This is a genomic window from Salinirubellus salinus (assembly GCF_025231485.1).
In the GTDB taxonomy this organism is placed as follows: domain Archaea; phylum Halobacteriota; class Halobacteria; order Halobacteriales; family Haloarculaceae; genus Salinirubellus; species Salinirubellus salinus.
Genome location: NZ_CP104003.1, coordinates 136,749 through 154,924 on the forward strand (window position 1 = coordinate 136,749; position 18,176 = coordinate 154,924).

General features: G+C 70.3%; 18 protein-coding genes, 1 tRNA gene and 1 pseudogene. 12 read left to right on the top strand and 8 right to left on the bottom strand.

Annotated features, from left to right (window positions below; all coding sequences use genetic code 11):
* Nucleotides 1-56: 56 nt before the first annotated feature.
* The gene (locus N0B31_RS00765) at nt 57-803 is read right to left on the bottom strand and encodes a diphthine--ammonia ligase (protein WP_260593817.1); all 747 of its coding nucleotides are present in this window, start codon (nt 801-803) and stop codon (nt 57-59) included.
* Between the two features lie 107 nt (nt 804-910).
* Here N0B31_RS00765 and N0B31_RS00770 point away from each other — a divergent pair, with 107 nt between their 5' ends.
* From N0B31_RS00770 to N0B31_RS00790, 5 genes are all read left to right on the top strand, one after another.
* A complete protein-coding gene (locus N0B31_RS00770; RefSeq protein ID WP_260593818.1) occupies nt 911-1,453 on the top strand; it encodes an FxsA family protein in 543 nt (180 codons plus the stop codon).
* A 175-nt stretch (nt 1,454-1,628) separates the two neighbouring features.
* Entirely contained in the window at nt 1,629-2,279 is a 651-nt protein-coding gene (locus N0B31_RS00775) for a TVP38/TMEM64 family protein (protein ID WP_260593819.1), read from the top strand.
* A gap of 70 nt (nt 2,280-2,349) precedes the next feature.
* Nucleotides 2,350-2,424, top strand: a tRNA-Ile gene (locus N0B31_RS00780).
* A 130-nt stretch (nt 2,425-2,554) separates the two neighbouring features.
* Nucleotides 2,555-3,046: a hypothetical protein gene (locus N0B31_RS00785; RefSeq protein WP_260593820.1), complete on the top strand. Its 492-nt coding sequence runs from the start codon at nt 2,555-2,557 to the stop codon at nt 3,044-3,046.
* Between the two features lie 298 nt (nt 3,047-3,344).
* Nucleotides 3,345-3,695: a four-helix bundle copper-binding protein gene (locus N0B31_RS00790; RefSeq protein WP_260593821.1), complete on the top strand. Its 351-nt coding sequence runs from the start codon at nt 3,345-3,347 to the stop codon at nt 3,693-3,695.
* 158 nt (nt 3,696-3,853) lie between these two features.
* Here the strand turns inward: N0B31_RS00790 and N0B31_RS00800 are convergent.
* Nucleotides 3,854-5,103, bottom strand: a pseudogene (locus N0B31_RS00800) (acyl-CoA dehydrogenase family protein).
* A gap of 155 nt (nt 5,104-5,258) precedes the next feature.
* Between N0B31_RS00800 and N0B31_RS00805 the strand changes: the two are divergent.
* Nucleotides 5,259-6,110 (top strand): hypothetical protein, encoded by an 852-nt coding sequence (locus N0B31_RS00805; RefSeq protein WP_260593823.1) that lies wholly within the window; start codon nt 5,259-5,261, stop codon nt 6,108-6,110.
* Between the two features lie 10 nt (nt 6,111-6,120).
* On the opposite strand, the gene N0B31_RS00810 is transcribed toward N0B31_RS00805, so the two are convergent.
* A complete protein-coding gene (locus N0B31_RS00810; RefSeq protein ID WP_260593825.1) occupies nt 6,121-8,073 on the bottom strand; it encodes an AMP-dependent synthetase/ligase in 1,953 nt (650 codons plus the stop codon).
* 134 nt (nt 8,074-8,207) lie between these two features.
* Here N0B31_RS00810 and N0B31_RS00815 point away from each other — a divergent pair, with 134 nt between their 5' ends.
* The gene (locus N0B31_RS00815; protein WP_260593826.1) at nt 8,208-8,903 is read left to right on the top strand and encodes a helix-turn-helix domain-containing protein; all 696 of its coding nucleotides are present in this window, start codon (nt 8,208-8,210) and stop codon (nt 8,901-8,903) included.
* Between the two features lie 82 nt (nt 8,904-8,985).
* Here N0B31_RS00815 and N0B31_RS00820 read toward each other — a convergent pair whose 3' ends face one another.
* The 3 genes from N0B31_RS00820 to N0B31_RS00830 all read right to left on the bottom strand — a co-directional run bounded on the left by N0B31_RS00820 (nt 8,986) and on the right by N0B31_RS00830 (nt 10,776).
* A complete protein-coding gene (locus N0B31_RS00820; protein WP_260593827.1) occupies nt 8,986-9,240 on the bottom strand; it encodes an MTH865 family protein in 255 nt (84 codons plus the stop codon).
* 110 nt (nt 9,241-9,350) lie between these two features.
* On the bottom strand, nt 9,351-9,872 hold the full coding sequence (locus N0B31_RS00825) for an ester cyclase (protein WP_260593828.1): 522 nt from the start codon (nt 9,870-9,872) through the stop codon (nt 9,351-9,353).
* Nucleotides 9,873-9,954: 82 nt separating this feature from the next.
* On the bottom strand, nt 9,955-10,776 hold the full coding sequence (locus N0B31_RS00830; protein WP_260593829.1) for a M48 family metallopeptidase: 822 nt from the start codon (nt 10,774-10,776) through the stop codon (nt 9,955-9,957).
* 186 nt (nt 10,777-10,962) lie between these two features.
* Here N0B31_RS00830 and N0B31_RS00835 point away from each other — a divergent pair, with 186 nt between their 5' ends.
* Both N0B31_RS00835 and N0B31_RS00840 read left to right on the top strand, forming a co-directional pair.
* Nucleotides 10,963-11,550: a hypothetical protein gene (locus N0B31_RS00835; RefSeq protein WP_260593831.1), complete on the top strand. Its 588-nt coding sequence runs from the start codon at nt 10,963-10,965 to the stop codon at nt 11,548-11,550.
* Nucleotides 11,550-13,319 (top strand): GMC family oxidoreductase N-terminal domain-containing protein, encoded by a 1,770-nt coding sequence (locus tag N0B31_RS00840; protein WP_260593832.1) that lies wholly within the window; start codon nt 11,550-11,552, stop codon nt 13,317-13,319. Before N0B31_RS00835 ends, N0B31_RS00840 begins: the two co-directional genes overlap by 1 nt.
* On the opposite strand, the gene N0B31_RS00845 is transcribed toward N0B31_RS00840, so the two are convergent.
* Both N0B31_RS00845 and N0B31_RS00850 read right to left on the bottom strand, forming a co-directional pair.
* Nucleotides 13,316-13,669, bottom strand: coding sequence for a thioredoxin family protein (locus tag N0B31_RS00845; RefSeq protein WP_260593833.1), 354 nt, complete (start codon nt 13,667-13,669; stop codon nt 13,316-13,318). The genes N0B31_RS00840 and N0B31_RS00845 overlap by 4 nt on opposite strands.
* 61 nt (nt 13,670-13,730) lie before the next feature.
* Nucleotides 13,731-14,321 carry a nitrous oxide reductase accessory protein NosL gene (locus N0B31_RS00850; RefSeq protein ID WP_260593835.1) on the bottom strand — a complete coding sequence of 197 codons (591 nt, stop codon included), beginning with the start codon at nt 14,319-14,321 and terminating at the stop codon, nt 13,731-13,733.
* A gap of 140 nt (nt 14,322-14,461) precedes the next feature.
* On the opposite strand from N0B31_RS00850, the gene N0B31_RS00855 reads away from it, so the two are divergent.
* The 3 genes from N0B31_RS00855 to N0B31_RS00865 are packed head-to-tail and all read left to right on the top strand — an operon-like array spanning nt 14,462 to nt 18,170.
* A complete protein-coding gene (locus N0B31_RS00855; protein ID WP_260593837.1) occupies nt 14,462-16,426 on the top strand; it encodes a NosD domain-containing protein in 1,965 nt (654 codons plus the stop codon).
* Nucleotides 16,423-17,295: an ABC transporter ATP-binding protein gene (locus N0B31_RS00860; protein ID WP_260593838.1), complete on the top strand. Its 873-nt coding sequence runs from the start codon at nt 16,423-16,425 to the stop codon at nt 17,293-17,295. The genes N0B31_RS00855 and N0B31_RS00860 overlap by 4 nt, the downstream gene beginning before the upstream one ends.
* A complete protein-coding gene (locus tag N0B31_RS00865) occupies nt 17,292-18,170 on the top strand; it encodes an ABC transporter permease subunit (RefSeq protein WP_260593840.1) in 879 nt (292 codons plus the stop codon). Before N0B31_RS00860 ends, N0B31_RS00865 begins: the two co-directional genes overlap by 4 nt.
* Nucleotides 18,171-18,176 lie beyond the last annotated feature (6 nt).

Below are 18,176 nucleotides of genomic sequence, written 5' to 3' on the forward strand. Positions count from 1 at the left end.
GGTGGTCACCGCTCAGCGCCGCGACCGCACAGCCACCGCTCAGCACCGCGACCGCCCTACTCCAGAGACGCGTCCGTCACCTCGACGTGTCCCCGGTCCCCCTCCCACACCGTCTCGTACTCCAGTGCGATACGGCGGTCCATGTGCGGCCCGTCGACGACGAACGTCTCGAACTCGCCGCCTTCGCCCAGCAGGTGGACGCCGTACTCGTCGTGGAGCTCCTCGAGCTCCGCGAGGGCCTCGTGGTCGAGCGTGCGCCCGAGCCACGACTCGTCCAGCCCGTAGGCGGCCACCTGCACGATACGTATCTCGAAGCCCGCGTCGAGCATCTCCTCGGCCAGTTCGCGGGGGGAGCGCTGCCAGAGCGGGGCGAACAGCTGACAGCCGAGCCGGTCGGCCATCGCCCGGATGCGCGAGGTCTGGTACTCGCTCTCGATGGCGCCGGCCGTGACGCCGGCGAGTCCACCGAGCTCGTCGCGGAGTGACTCGAGCGCCCGCTCCATCGGTTCGAGCTCGCGGTCGCCGCGCTCGCCCGAGTCGGTGTCGCGCTCGGCGTCCGCCTCGAAGTCCTCCGGGTGGACGTCAACGAGGTCGATGCCGACGCTCTCGGCGGCGAGCGTGGCGAGGTGCGTCGCCGGCGTGTGGTACATGAACGACTCCCCCCGCGGGTGGACGGTGAGCAGTCGTTCGACGGGGAGGTCGAGCGAGAGTGCGCGGTAGAGCGCCCACGAGGAGTCCTTGCCGCCGGAGAACAGGCTCACCCACGGCCCGCCGCGGTCCCACTCGTAGTCGTGGTCGGTCATGTGGCCCCTCGGTCGGGTCGGGGCTTGTGCCCGTCGCTTCGCCACGGGCGCGGACGAGCGGCCTCGGCCATCGAAACCGGTTTGACGCCGACGCCGGTATGAGGGGTATGGTAGACCTGCGGGTCGTCGGCGTCCTGTTGCTCATCCCGCTCCTGGACGCGATGTTGCTCGTCACGCTCGCCACCTCGATCGGACCGGTGGACCTGGGTGCCGTCGCGACGGTAGCGCTGGTGGTCTTGACGGCGCTCATCGGCCTCCTCCTCGTCCGGGCGGAGGGGCGACACACCCTGCGCAGCCTCCAGTCCAAACTGGCACAGGGGGAGGTCCCGACCGACCAGTTGCTCGACGGGGTACTCCTCCTCGTGGCGGCGGTGCTCCTCTTGACGCCGGGTCTCGTCACGGACCTGCTCGGTATCGTGCTCGTGCTGCCACCGACGCGATACCCCATCCGGGTCCTGCTGAAGAAGTACGTCGTCGTCCCCTACGCCGACGCGAAGGCGGGCGGGATGATATCGGGCGGCGTCTACACTGGCGGGTTCCCCGGCGGGGTGGGTGCCGGCGGCGGCGAGCGCCGCGAGGTGAACCTCGACGAGGACGACTACCGGTTCGAGGACAGCGACCGGAACCGGGGCGAGACGGGCGAGAACTGACTCGCGTTCCGGACGGACGAGCACTTCGGCCCGCCGCTGCTAGACTCCGGCGCCGAGTCCAGCGACGGGGACTGTCCTCGGCCAACCACACGCCTTTGCCCTCGGGGCATCTCTTTCCGATATCGACCTCTTCGCCTCCCGCGCCGCCCGTGACCGCACTCTGCTTCTCGGAGCGGTGGCGCTGGCCGCGCTCGGCCTCTTCGCGCTCTTCGGCTGGCGCTACGTCGGGTGGCTGACCGACGCCGACGCGGTCCGGGCAGCGGTCGACGGGTACGGCCTGCTGACGCCGGTGGTGTACGTCCTCGTCACGGCCGCCGGCATCGTGGTCGCGCCCGTCCCCGGCCCCGCGGTGGCGCTCGCGGGCGGCTACCTGTTCGGGTGGCTGGGCGGCACCGTCTACACGATGGTCGGGGTGACCATCGGCTCCGTCGCCGCCTTCCTGCTCGCGCGCCGCTGGGGGCGCGCGTACGTCGAGCGGGCGTTCACGCCCGACGCGGTCGAACGGTTCGACGACCTCGTCGCCGCGCACGGCGACACCGTGCTGTTCCTCGCGTTCCTCGTCCCCGGGCTCCCCGACGACGCGCTGTGTTTCCTCGCCGGGCTGACGGCCATCCCGTTGCGCCGGTTCGTCCTGCTCGTCGTCGTCGCGCGCACGCCCGCGCACTTGCTGGTCGCCGCGGCTGGCGCGGGCCTCGCCACGGGCGACCTGGAACTGGCCGTCGGGATCCTCGCTGTCCTCGCCGTCCTCGGGCTGCTGGGGTACCGCTACGGCGGACGGATGCTGGGGGCCGGTGGCACGGACCGTGAGACCGCGGCACGCCGCTGAGGGGTCGCGGCTGCTCCCGAAACGATACCCTTAAACGAATCACGGCGGTACGGTGGAATGCGCTCATCTAGGGCCAGTAGCTCAGCTAGGTACGAGCGCTCGGCTGATAACCGGGAGGCCCTCGGTTCAAATCCGAGCTGGCCCACTTCTCGGTCTGACTCACACCGTGAGCACCGCGGAGCGTGTGCGAGCCAGTGCGTCGCCGACCACTCCACTTCAACACCCTCCGTCCAGAGGCCCAACGACCGTGCCCGAGACCGCCGACGGGCGATCGTGTGACACTCACCTTCCCGAGTGAAGCGTGGTTCGCCGCGTATGGCGAGCGCATCGACGAGAGGGAGGCGGACGCCGAGTCCGCCAGCGACTGGGGCGTCGGGTTCGACGGCGACTTCCTGTTCGTGATGACCGACGTGCCCGTGGCGTCGGTGTCCGACGAGTTGCCCGAGGACCTCGCCGCGGAGATGGACACGCACATCGAGGACGGCACGGGCTACGGGTACCTCGGGCTCGAGGCCGGGGTGTGTACCCGCGCGGAGTTCGTCGCACCCGACGACCCCGCGGTCGAGCAGGCGGGTTTCGTGATGGCCGCGAGCCGAGATGATCACCGAGCGGTACGGCTGAACGGCGGCTTCGGACTCCTCGAAGACCGAGACGACCGTCGTGCTGGCTACGGAGTGGGTCTGCTCGGCGGTCGGAGGCACTACTGTACGGCACCACGCCGGTATGCGACGTCTGCCGACGGAACTCCCACGATTTTGTCGTCGTGACCACGCCGACGGCGACGGTCACGAGCGTGAACACCGCCGGACTCGCGTTCTCGGTACGACCCACGGCCACCGAGAGCGGCTCCGGACTCACCGACGCTGGACTTTCTGATGCAGGGTCCTCTCTCGACCCCAAGCCCGCGTACGAACCGTCTCGCGTCGGTTCACCTCGCTCTCCACGTTTCGGGGCCCGGACTGGTCGGCGAATCCTGACCCCGGTCGGGGGACGTCGGCCGAGTCGGAGAGGCTTGCACTCGAAGGGGTAACGGGGGAGAGAGTCGGAGCGTTAGGTGGGACTGCAATGTCCCTTGCAGAGACGGTCGGGAAGATCGACCACCTGAGCGGAGAACAGCGCGAGTGCATCGAGAACTGTAACGAAGCCGCCCAGACCAGCGAGTGGTGCGCCGACGAGTGTCTCGGTGAGGAGGAGATGGAGCGATGCGCCCGGCTCTGCCGGGACGTCGCCGACATCGCCTCGTTGCACGCCCGATTCATGGCCCGCGATTCGGAGTACAGCGGCCACCTCGCCGAGGCCTGCGCGGAGGTCTGTGAGGCCTGCGCCGAGGAGTGCCGCCAGCACGATCACGGCCACTGTCAGGTCAACGCCGACGTCCTCGCCGACTGCGCCGAGAGTTGCCGGCAGATGGTCTGAACGCGGTACCGGACTCGGAACGTCCGGGCGTGACGGGTCGGACACCACACGACCTTCCGTTCGTCCTCCTATCGAGGAGTGTTCCGTGGCCGGGCCGCCCCTTCGCTACAGCGTCGGCCAACCGAACTACCGAACGACGGCCGGGGGGTGCGTGTCGACTACACGGGTGTATGCAGTGACGTCTGTTCGGCGCGTCGTTCGGCGTTCTCCGTGTACGCCGAGTGCTCGGTCGGTTCCTTGCCGACGACGAGCTTCTGTCTCTCCGTCGTCCCGTCCGGGATGGTCAGGGTGCGGGCGTCGCGGTAGTACCGTTCGAGGCGGTTCCCGGTCTTCAGGCCCTCGCCACCGTGGACTGGAGCGCCGAGTCGGCCACGTCGACGGCCCGCTCGCAGCAGAACCCCTTGGCGAGCGAGGTGAGCCGGCGGACGTCCTCCGAGCCCTCCTGCAGGGCCTCTGCCGCCGTCCGGGCGAGACCCCGAGAAGCCTCCAGATCGGCGTTCATGTCGTAGAGGTGGCTCTGGACGAGCTGGTGTTGCGCGATGGGCTTGCCGAACGTCTCGCGCTGCTGGACGTACTCGAGCGCCTCGGCGAACGCGGCCTCCATGATGCCGATGCCCATGTAGGCCATCCCCGTCCGCATGAACGAGAACGTCGCGTTCAGCGGCTTCTGTCGGGCGAACAGGTCGGTGACGCTCTCGGGGAACGGGACGATCTCGGTCAGCTCGTGGCCGTCGACCATCGCGTTGCCGACGATGTTCGTCAGTTTGTTCTCGGCGGGCACGCGCACCTCGTCGAACTCCATCCGGGCGTTGTAGACACCTTTCCAGCCGAGCTTGTCGAGCGGCTCGGCCTCCCACGGGCTGTTCTCCCGACTCACGAGGAACGTGTCGGAGGCGCCGATCTCGGTGTCCTCGGCGACGACGAGCGCCACGTCCGCGATACCGCCGTTGCCGACCCACGTCTTCGACCCCTCGAGGACGTACTCGTCGCCGTCCCTGTGGGCCTTCCTTCGCGGGCGGGCCGTGTCGGAGCCACTGTCCGGCTCCGAGACGGCGAGACAGGCGATGCACTCCCCGCGCTGGAGCTTGTCGAGTTCCGCGGCCCGCGTCGACTCGGCGGCGTGCTGGACGAACAGGGCCGGGAACGACAGCTGGATGGTGACGTTGAGCGACGGCCACACCCGCGATATCTCCTCGCTGGCGACGGCGAACCGCGGCAGGTCGTCGAAGTACTGCGGCGCCGTCTCGGGGTTGAACCCGACGCCGAGTTCGCGCAGGTCCCGCAGATAGGCCACGAGTTCGTCGCGGGCCATCGGGCCGTTCCGGTCGGCCTCGTCGACGACCGGTTCGATTTCCTCCTCGAGGTAGTCACGGAGGGCTGCTCTGAACGCCGCCGTGTCGTCGAACATCACCTCGTGGTCCGGCCGGGCGGGCAAGCGACTATCCCGTCACATCGGAGGCCCTTGACGTGGGACGGTCACGCTCGGCGATACACTCCCGCGCCGTGGGACCCAGCCCGCGGCTCTAACGTCCCGGTGAGCCAACGTCGTGGCGGGTGAAGATCATGACCAGAGAACTCAGACGATGGCACCGCTGGTCGACGGTCGCCATCCTCGCCTTTTCGGTCGGCTCGTCGCTCGTCGGACTGCTCCGCCCCGGCCACTACCGGGCGCCGCCCGACATCGCCCTCTCCTACCAGATCCAGGACCTCACCGTACTCCTCGTCGGGGTGCCCGTGCTCGCCGTCGGGCTGTGGTCCGCCGCCCGTGGCTCGCCGCGCGGCCGTCTCGTCTGGCTCGGGGGGATGGCGTTCATGACGTACATCTGGGCGTCCGCCGCCATCCAGATACCCTACAACGAGCTGTTCCTCGTCTACGTCGCGCTGTTCGGGCTCTCGCTGTTCACGTTCGTCGGCGGGATGTGGAGCACCGACCCGGAGCGCATCCGCCGGCGGCTGGAGGGGCGCGTCGACCCCGCGCTGTACGCCGGGGCGCTGTTCGTCGTCGGGCTGGGTCTCGCCGCGCTGTGGCTCTCTGACATCCTGCCGGCGCTCCTCCAGGGGACGACCCCCACCATCGTCGAGGAGTCGGGGCCGCAGGCCTTGACGAGCCACGTCGTCGACCTCGGGGTCGTGGTGCCCTCGATACTCCTCGCCGCCGTGTGGCTCTATCGACGGCGCACGTGGGGCTACGTCCTCGCCGGTGTCGTGCTGATACTCGGCGCGACGCTCGCGGCCCCCATCGGCCTGATGACGCTCGTCCTGCTGACGGGCGAGACGGTGACGGTCAGCCCCGTCGCTGCGTTCTTCACCTTCCTGCCAATCGTCGTCTCGGCGTTGCTGGCCGTGGCGTACGTCCGGTCGATGAGTGGCTCCGGCGGAATCCCCGGCGACGGTGAGGGTGCCCAGTCGACCTGAACGCCCGCGGCTACCCGTAGATGTCGTCCAGCAGGTCTTGGTGCTCCTTCGAGATGTGCCGGCGCTTCTTCTTCATCGACGGGGTGAGCAGGCCGTTGTCCGCGGTCCACTCCTTCGAGACCAGCCGGAACTCCTTGACCCGTCCCGACTTGTCGAACCGCTCGTTCGCCTCGGTGACGGCCGCCTCGACCCAGCCACGGACCGTCGCGTCCTCGCAGCGAGCGCCCTCGTCGTCGGGCAGGTCGTACCCCTCGCGCTCGGCCCTGCGCTCGAGTTCGGCCGCGTCCGGGACGACGATGGCGCCGATGAACTTCTGGTCGTCGCCGACGACCATCGCCTGCGCGACGACGTCCTGCGTCGTCAGCGCGTCCTCGATCGGCTGGGGCGCCACGTTCTTCCCGGTGTCGAGCACGATGAGTTGCTTGAGCCGGTCGCGGTAGGTGAGGTAGCCGTCGTCGGACTGCTCGACGAGGTCACCCGTCCGGAACCACCGCTCACCGTCCATCTCGGTGAAGGCTCCCTGCGTCTCGCCGGGCTTCTCCCAGTAGCCCTGCGTGACGTTCGGCCCGTTCACGAGCAGTTCGCCGAGGCTCCCCTCGGCCTCGGCCTGTTCGTCCTCGTCGACGACGCTCTCGTCGATGTGGACGTCGACGTTCGCGAGCGGCGGGCCGAGCGACCCGTGTCGCGGCGCCTCGGGCGGACTGACGCTCACGACGGGTGACGTCTCGGTGAGGCCGTACCCCTGGTTGATGGGCAGACCCATCCCGTCGAACAGCTCCGTGAGCTCCTGCGGGATGGAGCCGCCGCCGGAGATGAGCGCCTCGACGCGGCCGCCGACACCCTCGCGGACCTGCGAGAACACGAGGCTGTCGGCGATGGCGCGCTTGACCTTCAGGTCGAGGCCGACCGGGTCGTCGGTCCGTTTCACCTCGCCGTAGTCACGCGCCACGTCGAGCGCCCACTGGAAGATGCGCCCGCGGGTGCCGTCGCCGGCCTGCTCGCGCATCTGGGCGTAGATGCGCTCGTAGACGCGCGGGACGCTGTTGACGCCCGAGGGCGCCACGGCCTCCATGTCGTCGCCGACGGTGTCGGTGGACTCGGCGTAGGCGACGGTGCCACCGGAGCCGAAGATGAGGAAGTGGCCCGCCATCCGCTCGAAGACGTGGGCCAGCGGGAGGAACGAGAGCATCCGTATCTCCTCGTCGATGACGGGGACGTCGTCGCCCTTGTCGGGTCGCGGGCCGAACCGCTTGCGGACGCCCGCGACGTTCGACCGGAAGTTCCGGTGGGTGAGCTGGACGCCCTTGGGCTGGCCCGTCGTCCCGGAGGTGTAGACGAGCGAGGCGAGGTCGTCGGGGTCGCGCTCGACCGGGATGCCGTCCCGGTCGGCCTCCCGACCGAGCCGGTAGACGTCCGCGAGCGTGAGCACGTCCTCGCGGTCGCTCTCGTACTCGTCGACGACGACGACGAACTCGAGGTCGAGTTCGTCCTCGACGGAGAGGACCCGTTCGAGCAGTTCCTCGTTCTCGACGACGACGCCGTCGGCGTCCGGGTCGTCGAGCAGATACTGGATGCGTTCGGGTTCGGACTCGGTGTAGACGGTGGTGACCACCGCGCCGGCCGAGAGGAGCGCGAAGTCCGACTGCGCCCACTCCATCCGGGTGTTGGCGTGGATGCCGACCCGGTCGCCGGGTTCGACGCCGAGTTCGCGGAACCCCGCGGCGAGCCGCTCGACGATACCCGCCATCTCGGCGTAGGTGAGCGACGCCCACTCTCCCTCCAGCGCGGCGTGGAACGCCAGCCCCGAGAGCGAGCGGTCGTAGACCCCACCCTTGTACCACTGGGCGTCGCGGCTGCCGTGGCGCTCGGCGGCCGCGAAGAACAGCTCGGGGAGCGTCCCGTCCTCGGTGACGTAGTCCTCGTACTCCCGCTCGGCGCGTCGCCAGTCCGGCTCTCCTGTCATCGTTCGCTCCCCACGAGCCGCTCGTGCACTGTGTTTTCCCCGTTCATGCTTGGCGCTTCTTGTGTCGGGGAGCCTGAAAAGCGACCCGGAACTCCCGGCAGAAGGGGTATCTATCCCCCTGCGAAGGGTGGGGTATGCGATTCATCGACTTCCGACTGGTCCCACCCAACGGCGGGTTCCACCCGGCCGAGCGGGTGGTCGGTGAGGACCCGACCATCCGGCGGGTCGCCATCCACCAGTTCCGCACGCTCGACGACGGGACCGCCGTCGCGATGTTCGAGTCGGTTGGCGACGCCGCGCGGGCGGCCGAACTCCTCGAGGCCGAGCCCTCGGTCCACTCGTTCGACATCGCGACCACCGGCGGCGACCGGCTGTACGCCCACTGCCACGTCGACGTGGCCGACGGCGTCGCCCGCGTGTTCGGTATCGCCGAGCGCCACGAACTCGTCCTCGACATGCCGATGCGCTACGCCGAGCGCGGCGGCCTCGAGATACGCGCCATCGGCAAGTACGAGACGTTCCGCGACGCGATGCAGGAGATCCCAGAGTCCGTGGCGTTCACGCTCCTCCGGACCGGCGAGTACGCCCCCGGCGCCGAGGGGTTCTTCCAGCGACTCACGCCCCGGCAACAGGAGACGCTCCGGACGGCCGTCGAGGTGGGCTACTACCAGGAGCCACGGCGCGTCACCTACCAGGACATCGCCGACCGCATGCACATCTCGGCGGGGACCGTCGGCGAGCACCTCCGGAAGATCGAGGCGAAGATACTGACGAACGTGGTGCCCGAGCGCCAGCCACGGGCCGTCACCGACGGCTCGGGCGAGCGGTAGGCGTCGTCGGGACCGGGCCGCGTCGCTCGTGGCGTCGTTCCCCCGAGAAGTGGGCGGGGGCCGGGCGGACCGCCGCGACCGTTCAGATGTGGTCGCGCTCTTCGAGTCCGTCCAGCAGCGCCTCGACGAGGTCGTCGACGCTGTCGTAGGGGTAGTCGGCCTCGCCCTGCGCGCGCTGGTTCAGCTCCATCGCGGTGATGGTCTCCTCACCGACGTCGAACCGTGTCGCCGGGCCGTTCGGAAGGGCCGGGACGAGGTCCATCGGGCTGTTGACCGGGTAGTCGGCTCCCTCGAACGCTTCCACGAACTGCTCTCGAACCGCCTCTCTGTCTGGCATCACTCTCCCGTACGACACGGTGACGGGTGTGTCTGTCCCCGCCGAACGGAGGCCCATCAAGTGGTTCGGAGGTCGCTCCCCGAGCTGTGAGAGGGCTTCTGGAGTCGCCCTCAGCGCCCGCCGCGGACCGCCCCGAGCAGCAGTTTCGGGAGCTGGAACAGGACCGCCGGGAACGTCATCCCGAGCTGTTCCATCACCTCGCGGGTATCGAAGTAGACGCGGTGTTCGGTGACGCGACCGTCGTCGAAGGTGAGCTTCGAGACGCCCCGGACGTCCATCCGGCGACCCGTGGGCGGGAGGCCGTTCAGGTTCCCCTCGTGGGTGCCCGTCAGGCGGACCTCGTACATCGCCCCCGCCTCGTCGGCGAACAGGTCCAGTACCTCGACCTCGAAGTCGGGGTAGCCCGTCGTCACGCCCTCGAGGAACTGCCGGAGCCCCTCGCGGCCGTGGACCTCGCCCTTCGGCCCCGCGACGCCCTCTTCCGGCGCGGCCGGGTCGTACATCACGAACCAGTCGGTGACCAGCTCCTCGATGGCCGACGAATCACGGGTGTTCCACATCTCGACGTACGCCTCGACGAGTTCGACCGACGCTGCCGGTGCGGTCGACGCTCGCGTGTTCTGGGACGCCATGGTTCCTCGGGTCCCCGAGGCGAGACTCCGTAATCAGTGTTGGTCCGGTGTGGTTCCGGAGTTCGAGACGGTCGCCGGCCGACTACCGCAGGCGCTCGATGCGCTTCTCCGTCGGCGGGTGCGTCGAGAAGAGCTTCTGGAGCAGGCCCCGGTCAGTGTTCAGGATACAGAGCGCGCTGACGCTGTCGTCGAGCTGTGACTCCTTCCCCTCTGCGCCCCGACTGATCTTCTCGAGCGCCCGCGCCAGCGGGTCGCCCGTGCCGATGGCCTCCTTCGCGTCGGCGTCGGCGACGTACTCGCGGTAGCGCGAGATGGCGAGCACGAACAGCATCACGAGCGCGTTGGCGATGGATGAGGCCACCATCGCGACGAGGAAGCTCCCGATGTTGCGCTCGCCGCCCATCAGCACCGCGAAGTAGGCGACGTAGCCGACGAGCATCGCGATGGACTGGCCGACGACCATCGTGATCACGTCGCGGTTCTTGATGTGGGCGAGTTCGTGCGCGAGGACGCCCTCGAGTTCGTCGCGGTCGAGCAGGTGGAGCAACTGGGGGGAGACGGCGACGACGCCGGCCCCCTTCCGCCCGACGGCGAACGCGTTCGGGACGCCCATCTCCATCACCATCAGTTTCGGCTTCGGGACGTCCATGTCCCGCGAGAGGGACTCGACGGTGCGGTGTATCTCGGCGTACTCGCCGCGCTCGGGCATCTCCTCGGCGCCACGGAGCGCCATCCACTTCCCGAGCTTGTACTGTAACGCCGGGACGACGACGATACCGACACCGAAGACGAGCCACAGTGGGGCGCCCGTCGCAGCCGTGACGAACGCCGCGACACCGAGGTAGAACGCGAACAGGATGGCCCCGACGATCGCCATCCGCACGCGGAGGTTCCAGTCTGTCATCAGTGACCGTAGGTGCCGGACCGGTGTTAAACGCCGTGGCCGACGCGCCGGGAGAAACCCCGCGTGCGTTGCCCGGCGTTGGACGTGCCACGGACCGAACAGGTATTGTGCGAGGACTCCCCACGGGCGGGTACGAATGCGAACTGCTGACACACGCGACGGTGCGGCCGACGTGGGGGGCACCTCGTGAGCTACGTCCGTGGCACCCTCGCGGCACTCGTGGACGCCATCGTCCCGGAGACGCCCGAACTCGCTGCACTCGGCGAGGAACACGTCCCCGGTGGGCTAGATGCTGGACTGGACGAACTGCTCCACGAGCGCGTGAACCAGTTGCAGGAGGCCGACGGCGGCGTCTGGGGCGCGCTCGGGTACGACACCGTCCCACTGGGGCCGCTCGTGGCCGCGTTGCTCGACGTCGCGGCACTGGAACTCACCCTGCGTGGGAAGCGCGAGTCGGGGTTCCAGTCGCCCGAGTCGGCGTTCTCGGTCGGGCCGTACTCGTGGCTGGCGCCGCGTGACCGCCTCCGGGCGGTCCGGATGCTCGAGTCCGAGGGCATCGTCCCGAGACTCGCCGAGGACAACGAGAACCTCGGTATCGTCCAGTACATCGCGGGCGCCACGGTCGTCCTCGTGCAGTTCTGTTACTACACGGAACTGACCGGTGACGGCGAGGGCTCGCAGGGCTGGACGCAGGCGGGCTACCCCGGTCCCGCGGAGGGGTACGCCGTCTCGATGGGCTACGAGGTCGACGAGTTCGAGGAGGACGATTACTGATGCGCGAACGCGAGACGGACGTCGTCGTGGTCGGGGCGGGTGGCGACGGCCCGGCGCTGGCGTGGCGCCTCGGCGAACTCGGTATCGACGTTACCGTCCTCGAGGCGGGGCCGTTCTACGGCAACGAGCAGTGGCCCGCGCCGCGCGAGGCACCGGGTGGCGAGTCGTCCTCGGACCCGAGCGACCTCTCGGGCGACCGGTACGACGAGCAGTTCACCGCGAAGGAGGGCGAGATGAACGACCTGATAATGGGGAAACTCCGGTGGGGTCCCGCCGACGGCGACCGCCCAGCGTGGGCACGCACGGTCCCCCAGCAGGCCATCGTCGCTCAACTGGCGGGCGTCGGCGGCACCACCCAGCACTACTACGCGAACCACCCGCGGGCGTTTGTCGGGAGCGTCGACGACCAGCCCGACTGGCCCATCGACTACGCAGACCTCGTGCCCTACTACCAGCACCTCGAGGCGACCCACCCCATCAGGCCGGCCCCGACGACTCCCAAGGCCGAACTGTTCTTCGAGGGCGCCCGACGGGCGGGCTACGACCTCACGACGGGCTACAACGTCACCGAGGAGGGCTACCGGCCGTTCCCGAACGCCATCCTCCAGCCCGACGAGCGACTCGCCCGAGACGGCGACTACGACGGCGACTTCGGGGACGTCGAGGGTGACACGCTCGCCGCGCACGAGCACCAGGGCGGCCCGCACCCCCGTGGGTCCGACTTCGAGGACCGGGCGCGACGCTCCTCGAACGTCTCGCTCGTCCCGCGGGCGATGGAGACCGGCCACGTCGAGATACGGCCGAACGCGTTCGTCACCGAGGTGCTGACCGGGGGCGGCACGGGTGACCCGCAGGCGACGGGCGTCGAGTTCCGCGACACGTGGGCCGGCACGTGCGAGCGCGTCCACGCCGACGTGGTCGTGCTGGCCGCCGGCTGCATCGAGACGCCCCGGCTCTGGCTCGACTCCGGCCTCCCCGACAACGGCTGGGTCGGCAAGGGGATGACCACCCACTGGTTCGACTTCGTGGCCGGTGTCTTCGACCCGGACACGCTGGAGGGGACCATCGGCCAGCGCGAGGTGAACCCCCATCAGGGACAGGCCGCCGGGTCACGCCTCGACGTGCCCGGCGTGGGCGGTATCGCGGTCAACACGTTCGCGCCCGGCATCACCTCGATGGCGATGTACGGCGGCGGGCAGGGCGAGTTCTGGTTCGACCGCGACACCGCGGGGGAGCCGTGGGACACGGCCGGTCGCGTGACCGGCCGGAAACTGAAGGAGCTGATGAGCAAGTACCGCCGGACGCTCACGCTCATCTGTCACACGGACGACCGACCCCGGCGAGAGAACGGCGTCTCGCTCGACTTCGACACCGAGGACGAGCACGGTCCCGTCCCGCTCGTGAAGTTCCAGCCGCACCCGGAGGACGACGCGCGGCGCGACGAGCTCGCCGAGCGGGCCGCTCGTCTGCTGCGCGAGGTGGGTGCCGAGCACGTCCACCGCGCGGACGCCGCACCCATCCTGCTCCACCTGCAGTCCTCGATGGCGATGGGTCGCGTGCTCGACGAGGGGTGTGAGGCCTACGACGTGGACCGCCTGTTCGTCGCGGACCACTCCGCGCTGGCGAACGGGGTCGGCGGCGCGAACCCCACCCACACGGGCCAGGCGCTCGCGCTCAGGACGGCTGAGACGGTGGCAGAACGGTACTTCGACGGGGTCACGGACCCCATCGGCGGGCGGACGGCGCCCGCGACGGCCGACGAAGACTAGATCGCGTCGGGGTCCTCACCGAGGAACTCGAGCACCCCGTCGGCCCCCACGAACCCCTCCGAGAGTCGGTCGACCTCCTCGCCGTCCTCGAACAGCAGGAGGGTGGGCACGGAGCTGATGCGGTACTCGCTCGAGAGGTCGAACAGGTCACCGCCGTTGACGAGGGCGATGGGCGTCTCGGTCACCTTCGCGACGTTCCCGAGCACCGGCTCCATCGCGGCACACATCGAGCAGTTGCGGGTGTAGAACTCCACGAGGACGCGTGGCTCGCTCGCGAGGAGGTCCTCGAACGCCTCGGTGGAGTCGATGCTGACGGGCCGGTCGTACGTTGGTGACTCGGGTTCGCTCATGGCAGTGGTACGCGGTCGGTGCACAAGTGTCTGTCACCCGCCGTCGACGGGGTGGACGGGGTCACTTCCCCACCAGTGCCGGGCCGATGTCGTCGTAGCGGACGACGCGGCCGCCGTACTCGTCGACGAACGCCTCGGCGTCACTCTCCACCGAGAACGGGACGAAGTCCTGTCCCATCGCGCCGCGGATGTCGCTCTCGACGACGTAGTAGAGGTCCTCGGCGAGCGCGAACGACTCGGGGGCGACGTGCGAGGAGATGTAACTCCGGCGCGGCTGGCCGTCGCCGGAGACGTCGTAGTCGACCTTCGAGTAGTCGGTGACGTAGACGGCCTCGACCGTCCAGCCGCGCTGCTCGCGCTCCATCGTGTACGGGAACAGACACTGTTTCAGCGCGTCGAAGCGCGCGGGGTTCTCGTGGCCCTCCGGGGACTCGTCCGCGAAGAACACCTGGCCGTTCGGGCCGGGGTGTTTCTCGACGACCATCCCGCAGTTGTCACACTGCAGGCCGCCGGCGAGGGAGACGGCGGCGGGCGTCTCCCCGCCGGTCAGGGAGGTACAGCCGGCGAGCGCGAGGGTGGCGAGCGACCCCCCGGCGGCGAGCGTCTCGCGGCGGGTCAGGTGGTGGACTGGGTCGGGCGGCGTGCGTGTCATGACGTGGAATCACCGGCGGGCGACAACCCGCCCTGCTATATTGCGCTAGACGCGCAACACTATTTAACCGGAACGCCCGCTCCCACGAGATTGGAACGACAGGGGTACCCTTGTGCGGCGGGTACGAACAGTCACTACAGATGGACCCGCGTCCCGTCCTGGTCGGTCTCCTCGTGGTGCTGCTCGTGGCGGCGGCGGCGTTCGTCCCCCAGGTCGGCGGTGACGCCGGCGGGAGTTACGACCCCGTCGCGTTCGAGGACACGGTGAAACTCGGGCTGACGGACGCGGCGGCCGTCGAGGTGCGCGCGTCGAACCGGACGGTCCCGCAGGGACAGGTGTTCTACTCGCAGTATCGCTACGTCGTCGGCTACTACGGCGTGGAGGCGCTGGTGAGCGACCTGCAGCGCCCCGGCCGGGAGCGACAGGTGGGCCGGCCGCTCGCCGTCTTCGTCACCGCGTACGAGGGGACCGAGCTCCGGGTGAACGACGACGACGAACTCTACATCCCCAGCACGACCCCGGCGACGGTCTCGTGGGTTCCGGCGGACTCGGCCACCTACGTCGTCGGGAGCGAGGCCCGCACGCCCGCCGGCGAGGTGGTGGTGCCGTTCCAGACGGCGGCAGCCGCCCGCGAGTTCGCCGACGCCCACGGCGGGCGCGTCCTCGGGTGGGACGCGGTCCGTGACCTCGACCTCCCGGGTATCGAGGCCACGCGCGACCGGATGCGGACCGCGGTGGCCGAGCGGACCGGGTGGGCCGACCGGCAGTCCGCGGCGGCACACGCGCTGCTCGACCGACCGGTCTCCGTCGTCGTCGGCGAGGACGCCCCGACGCTGGCGGCGGCCGTCGAGCAGGCCCCTCCGAACACCACGGTCCGCCTCCCGCCGGGGACCTACGAGGCGAACGTGACCGTCTCGAAGCCGCTGACGCTCCGCGGCGCGGGCAACGACACCCACCTGCTCGGCGACGGGAACGGGAGCGTCGTCCGGGTCCACTCGCCGGGCGTCGCCGTCGCGGACCTCCGGGTGACGGGGGTCGGAAACAGCACCAGCCCCGACGTGCGCCCCGAGGACACCGGCGAGTGGGACTACGCGGTCCAGATGGGCTACGGCTACGGCGACGCGGCCGTCTCCGTCGTCGAGTCGGACGGGGTGCTCGTCTCGAACGTCTGGACGCGGACGCCCGCCAACGGCGTCCTCGTCCGGGACAGCGACGGTGTGGTCGTCGCCAACGTCACCGTCGTCGGCAGCGGGGAGTGGCAGGACGGGTTCATGGGCGTGATGTCGATGCGTGCGCGGCCCGTCGTCCAGGACTCGACGTTCGTCGGCGGACGCGACGGCGTCTACATGCACCTCTCTGACGGCCTCGTCGTCCGCGACTCGCGGATGGTCGGGATGCGCTTCGGCGTCCACGAGATGTACTCCTCCGACATCCTCGTGGCGAACAACACGGTCCGGGAGACGGACGTGGGGCTCATCACGATGACCCGCCCACGTGGCAACGCCCTCGTCGACAACGACGTTCGCGAGAGCGGCGCCGGCATCGCCATCAGCGGGTCGGCCACCTACGTCGCCGGCAACGTCCTCGTGGACAACCGCTACGGCCTGCAGATACCCTCGGAGACGAGCCTCTACGAGCACAACGTCGTGGCGTACAACGAGATCGGCGTCAGGGCGACCGCGCTCCTCCCGTCGAACACCGTCGTCGCCAACGACTTCGTCGGCAACGACCGCCCGGTCGTCGCCCCCCTCGGCCCGCTGCGCGTCTGGACCGTCGACGGCGAGGGCAACTACTGGGACACGGCTCCCGGACGGGACCGCGACGGCGACGGCACGCTGGAGCGAGCGTACCGTCCGACGGGTGCCGTCGACGGACGCGTGGGACGCGTCCCGGGTGCCGAGACGCTCGCCCGGTCGCCAGCCGTCGCCGGCCTCCGGACCCTGCAGGAGGCCGTCCCCGGCCTGCGTTCGAGGGGCGCCGTCGACCTCGCGCCGAGCGTCTCACCCGGTCGCCCGACGGTCGTCGAGCGACTGAACGCCACCCGACCCGAGCCGAGCACCGCCCGCGACGTGACGACCGACCGGACCCTCGACCCCCAGCCATGACCACCTCCGACTCGACCCAGCGGACGGCCGACCCGACCGGTACCGACAGCCAGTCCCCGCCCGAGCAGGCTCGGGCGGACGAGACGTCCACCGAGGTGTCGGACGCGCGGACGCCACTGCTCACCGTCGACGGCGTCTCCAGGTCGTTCGGCGACCTCCGGGTCCTCGACGACGTCTCGTTCGTCGTCGAGCGCTCGTCGGTGGTGGCACTGGCCGGACCGAACGGATCGGGCAAGTCGACGCTCCTCCGGATCGTCGCCGGGCTCACCGAGAACGGCGGGACCGTCACGCTCGCGGCGAGCGGGCCGCGACGGGTGGGCTACCTGCCGCAGTCACCCGCGTTCCGACCGGGGTTCACCGTGGACGAGACGCTCTCGTTCTACGCCGCGTTGCTCCCCGGCGACCCGTCCGTCGAGGCGGCGCTCGAGCGGGTCGGCCTCTCGGCCGCTCGCGACCGACGCGTCGAGGACCTCTCGGGCGGGATGCGCCGTCTACTCGGGCTGGCGCAGGCGTCGCTCGGCGACCCGGCCCTGCTGTTGCTCGACGAGCCGACGAGCGACCTCGACCCACGGATGACGGCCCACGTCTTCGCCGTGGTCGACGAGCTCGCGGCCGCCGGGGCGTCGGTGGTGCTGGCGACCCACGACCCGCGTGGGGTCGACCGGAGCGACGTGGCGATGTTGCTGGCCGACGGCCGGATCGTCGCCCGGGGCCCGCCGGCCGAGTTCCGCGACGGGGACCACGACGCCCTCGCGGGGCTGTTCGAGGCCGCACCGGGTGGCGCCGTCACGGAGGCGGGGGTCGCGCCGATGGTCGGAGCGGCGGCCCGACAGGCCGAGGGTGACGAGGTCGGAGGTGACGGGCGATGAGCGAGGCGACCACGGAGGCCGGGTCGGCCGCGGAGTCCGGGGCCGAACGCGGCGGTCGGCGCGCCGCCGTCGACCGCTTCCTCGCCGTCGTGGAGCGAGAACTGACGACGACGGTCCGGACCCAGAGCGTCCTCGCGCTCGCGGTGGGGTTCGCCCTCGTGGTGGTCGGGCTCGGCTGGGTCGGCGGCACCGTCGGCTACGTCCCGGCGGTGCTGAACCTGCTCACGCCGACCGAACTGCTCGTCCCGGTGCTCGCGCTGGCGTTCGGGTTCCGTGCGGTCCTCGGTGACGCCGAGCGGGGCGAACTCGACGTGCTCCGGACCTACCCCGTCGAGCGGACGGAGTACGTCCTCGGGGTCTACGTCGGGCGCGCGGCGGCGCTGGTCGTCGTCCTGCTGGTGCCGTACCTGCTGGTGGGGCTGCTGGTCGCCGTCGCCGGTGGGGCCGGCACGAGCGTCGTCGCCTCGCACGCGGGCGCGGACTCGATCCTGCTCTACGTCCGGTTCGTCGTCCTGACGGTCCTGCTGGGGCTGGTGGCGCTCGCGGTGGCACTCGCCATCTCGGCAGCCGCCGCGGGCGCCCGGAGCGCCGTCGCGCTCGCCGTCGGCACGGCGCTCGCGCTCGGCGTCGGGTTCGACCTCGCCGTCGTCGGAGGGCTGAGCGGTGGCTACGTCTCCGAGGGGGCGGTCCGCTGGCTACTCGCGCTGAGTCCGACCGGCGCGTTCCGGGGGCTCGTCCTCCGGACCGTCCTCGACCCGGTGCTGTCGGGGGCGAGCGGGTCGGGCCTGCCGGACCTCGTCGGGCTGGTGCTGTGGCTCGCCGGGGCGCTGTTCGTCGCACTGGTGGCCGTCGCCCCCGTCCGGTGGCGGCGCTGAGCGACG

Coding starts and splice junctions, on each gene's coding strand:
- N0B31_RS00810 (WP_260593825.1), bottom strand. CDS start 8,073: ATGACAGGAGAGCCGGACTGGCGACGCGCCGAGCGGGAGTACGAGGAC.
- N0B31_RS00845 (WP_260593833.1), bottom strand. CDS start 13,669: ATGAGCGAACCCGAGTCACCAACGTACGACCGGCCCGTCAGCATCGAC.
- N0B31_RS00850 (WP_260593835.1), bottom strand. CDS start 14,321: ATGACACGCACGCCGCCCGACCCAGTCCACCACCTGACCCGCCGCGAG.
- N0B31_RS00865 (WP_260593840.1), top strand. CDS start 17,292: ATGAGCGAGGCGACCACGGAGGCCGGGTCGGCCGCGGAGTCCGGGGCC.
- N0B31_RS00830 (WP_260593829.1), bottom strand. CDS start 10,776: ATGACAGACTGGAACCTCCGCGTGCGGATGGCGATCGTCGGGGCCATC.
- N0B31_RS00820 (WP_260593827.1), bottom strand. CDS start 9,240: ATGCCAGACAGAGAGGCGGTTCGAGAGCAGTTCGTGGAAGCGTTCGAG.
- N0B31_RS00825 (WP_260593828.1), bottom strand. CDS start 9,872: ATGGCGTCCCAGAACACGCGAGCGTCGACCGCACCGGCAGCGTCGGTC.
- N0B31_RS00805 (WP_260593823.1), top strand. CDS start 5,259: ATGACCAGAGAACTCAGACGATGGCACCGCTGGTCGACGGTCGCCATC.
- N0B31_RS00815 (WP_260593826.1), top strand. CDS start 8,208: ATGCGATTCATCGACTTCCGACTGGTCCCACCCAACGGCGGGTTCCAC.
- N0B31_RS00860 (WP_260593838.1), top strand. CDS start 16,423: ATGACCACCTCCGACTCGACCCAGCGGACGGCCGACCCGACCGGTACC.
- N0B31_RS00790 (WP_260593821.1), top strand. CDS start 3,345: ATGTCCCTTGCAGAGACGGTCGGGAAGATCGACCACCTGAGCGGAGAA.
- N0B31_RS00770 (WP_260593818.1), top strand. CDS start 911: ATGGTAGACCTGCGGGTCGTCGGCGTCCTGTTGCTCATCCCGCTCCTG.
- N0B31_RS00840 (WP_260593832.1), top strand. CDS start 11,550: ATGCGCGAACGCGAGACGGACGTCGTCGTGGTCGGGGCGGGTGGCGAC.
- N0B31_RS00765 (WP_260593817.1), bottom strand. CDS start 803: ATGACCGACCACGACTACGAGTGGGACCGCGGCGGGCCGTGGGTGAGC.
- N0B31_RS00855 (WP_260593837.1), top strand. CDS start 14,462: ATGGACCCGCGTCCCGTCCTGGTCGGTCTCCTCGTGGTGCTGCTCGTG.